Source organism: Thermostichus sp. MS-CIW-26 (assembly GCF_054059115.1).
Window position 1 is genome coordinate 1 of sequence record NZ_JBSSBV010000082.1, and the last position, 3474, is coordinate 3474.

The 3474-nt window shown below is 57.3% G+C and carries 1 pseudogene; it reads right to left on the reverse strand.

Annotation, left to right across the window (positions count from 1 at the left end):
• Positions 1-176 precede the first annotated feature (176 nt).
• Positions 177-3017, reverse strand: a pseudogene (locus ACVWZU_RS14290) (HAD-IC family P-type ATPase); the annotation flags it as partial.
• Positions 3018-3474: the final 457 nt, after the last annotated feature.

Here is a 3474-nt window from a genome sequence, read left to right on the forward strand (position 1 = left end):
TATCAGCTTGCAACGTACAGAGATAGTCTGGCTCATGGGCTTATTGTAGTTTATCCAGACTTTTGACCAGCAAACCTATATGGAGGAGGGCTTTCTTCCCGACACCAAGCCTGCGGCTATGGTGCGGGCCTCCAGCCCGAAAATTTGGTGAGCGCGAGTTGCCCAAAGCAAGTTATTCATTCAGGATCCACTCGATTGGCTACCGCTGAGACAACGATGAGTGGCAAGCTCACCAGCAAACAAAAGCCCCATTGCTCCCAAGACAGGGGTGCTGTGTCGAAGATAATGTTGAACAGGCTCCACTGGCTGAAGAGGATCTGCAGCAGGATGGCCGCCCCAATGCCGATGGCAATGGCTGCTGTATCCATGAGGCGCTCATGGCGCTCCAATTGGCTGGCACGTCCACGGCCCAACAGGGTAGGAATGGCCTGGCTGAGGCTGAGCAAGTAGAAGATGCGCCCGATCACCAACGCTTGGATGGCCATGGTGCGGGCCAGGTTAAGGTTGCCGGTGGTTTGTTCGATGTATTCAAAAACCCCGAAGATCAAGATCCAGTTGAACACGGACACCAGCAGGATGCGCTGCAGCAGCCTAGGAGAGAGCAAGTTGGCGTTCGGATCCCGCGGTGGGCGAGTCATCTCTCGGCCTGTGCTCGGCTCAAAGGCAAGAGGCACCGTCATGGTGATGGAGTTGATCATGTTGAGCCACAGCACTTGAATGGCCAGAATGGGGAGCTCGCGGTTGAGCAGCACGCTGAGGAGAATCGTCATCGATTCCCCCCCGTTCACCGGCAGGATGAAGGCAATGGCTTTGAGCAGGTTGTTGTAAACCGTGCGCCCCTCCTCAACGGCTGCCTCAATGGAGGCGAAGTTGTCATCGGTCAGGATCATGTCGGCAGCAGCTTTGGCCACTTCGGTGCCGCCTCGCCCCATGGCAATCCCCACATCTGCTTGCTTTAGGGCCGGAGCGTCGTTGACGCCATCGCCGGTCATGGCCACGATCTGCCCCCGCGCTTGCAGAGCTTCCACCAGGCGCAGCTTTTGCTCTGGCACCACCCGTGCGAAGACGGATCCCCGATTGGCAGCTTCCACAAATTCCTCCGGGCTGAGCTGCTCCAGATCTCGACCGCTGTAGGCTTGCACAGGTTTTCCACCCCCCAGGCCCATCTGCTCGGCAATGGCTTGAGCCGTGAGCACGTGGTCGCCGGTAATCATCTTCACCTGGATCCCGGCACTCTGGCAGGCGCGCACGGCGGCAATGGCCTCTGGCCGCGGCGGGTCAATCATCCCCTGCGAGCCCAAGAAAATCAGCCCTTCCTCTAGATCTGAGTGATCCACCTGAGTTTGGCTGCTGGGGACGGTTTTACCGCAAGGACTTTTTGATTGCGCCTTATTATTTACTTCAATGGGCCGGGTAGTTGACTCAGTTAGGTCAAGCGTGCTACCCTGGCGCAGACTATCGGCTTGCAAGAAGGGGACTATGCCCGGAAGGTTGGTCTATAAACTAGGTGAACACCGCCTCAAGGTGTTGGTCATCAACCCTGAGAAAGGCTCAAGGAGGCGGATGTATAAATCGATACCGATTCTAAGCCGTTGCCTAGAGCGGACTGGTAGGCTTCTTGGCTTAGACCGGGCAACTGAGGACGACATAAAGGTAGTTAAGCAAATTAAGGTAGGTGGAGAAGCATCCGAGGAAGAAGGAGGTCAACCCCCACCAGAAGAAGGTGAGGAAGGGGGAGAAACTGAAGCCCGCGAGATTATCTATTACCGGCTTGGGAGCTGGAGGGCCGATAGGATAATACTGGTCTATAAGAAGTACATAGAGGAGTCGGGAGGAGAAGAAGGGGGGCAACAACAGGGAGGAGAAGGGGAAGGAGCAGAGAGAGAGAGAAGATACAAGCTAAAAAGGCTCTACATCCCCATCCCAAGTTGGGCGCCAAACTACGTGGTGCTCCCGACTCTGTTTTCCAAAGCAGAAGCGGCAGGCCTAGAACTTGTAGGAGCCTATCGCCACGGCTACATGATCCCTGCACCCGGTCAATTGGGCAAAGGCCAGAACTCGCAGCTGCCGGTAGCTTGCGGATAATGGCGTGGCGTTTTGCCATGCGGGAAACCCCAATCGCCAAGGTTACAGTGACTACCGCCGGCAAGCCTTCGGGGATAGCACTCACCGCCAGCGCCACTGCCGCCTCAAAGACACTGGCCGCCCCCTGTCCCTGAGCCAATCCCACCAAAAAGGTGAGCCCGGCCAAGCTGAGGATGATCCTGAGCAGCATGAGGCTGAATTCCTCGAACTTGCGTGTTAGGGGAGTTTGCAGGGATCCCCCCTTTTCGACCAACTCCGAGATACGGCCTGTTTGAGTCTGGTTGCCAATGGCCACCACCACCCCTGCTCCTTGGCCGAAGGTAACAAAGCTGCCGGCATAGGCCATGTTCTGGCGGTCGGCTAGGGGTGTGTCTTCCGCCAGGGATCCCAGCCGTTTTTCCACCGGCACCGACTCTCCGGTCAGGGCCGATTCATCCACCTGTAAGTTGCGCACGCTTAGCAAGCGCAGGTCGGCGGGCACCTTATCTCCCGAACTCAAGAGCACCACATCCCCCGGCACCAGCTCCCGCGAGGGCACCCGCAGTTTTTGCCCCTCCCGGATGACAGTAACCTCGGTCACCACCGACTGGGCCAGAGCGGCAATCGCTTCCTCCGCTTTGGACTCCTGGATGTAGCCGATGAGGGCGTTGATCACCACCACCGCCCAGATCACGATGGCATTGCGCCAGGATCCCAAAAACGCCTTGACCGCCCCGGCAACCATCAAGATGTAGAGCAAGGATTGGTTGAACTGCTGCAGAAACTTCACCCAGGCCGGGGTAGCCGCCTTGGCCTTTAGCTCGTTGGGGCCATATTGCTTCTGCCGCTGGATCACCTCAGCTTGAGACAGACCCCGTTCCAGAAGCGCCGCCAGAGGCAGATCCACTGCAACGATTTGGCGGGCAACTTCCTCTTCGGGCAGGGCGTGCCAGGGAGCTGCCGGCAATGAGTCAGGGGAGACGGATTTTGCCATCGCAGGTCTCTAGTTGAATCGCAACAGAACTTGAAAGCCAGCCGTGAATTCAACGGCAAATCCCTCGTACAGTCCACAGCCTAGCCGACGCCGCCTACCCCCCAGAAGTGCCGCTGTTCCCCCCAGCGTCAACAAAGCCTAGTACCCAGGAATGCTGGGGAAGGGAAACCACCTGTCCAGTTGTTCTGTCGGGGGTCGTAGACCTAGACAAGTGGCGTGGGGTAGGAATACCCAACCGCGAGGTAAAGACTCCATCCCGCTGACGCCAAGGGAAGCCCGCGCTCTGTCCGTAGGACGAGCGCCGGGAGGATGTCACGAATGCTAGGTTGTGTTGATCTTTCATTTGAGCCAAAAGAGAGCACTGACGAGATAGAGAAAACTCAAGAAGTTCCTGGCCAATTTGTCAAAACGAGAAC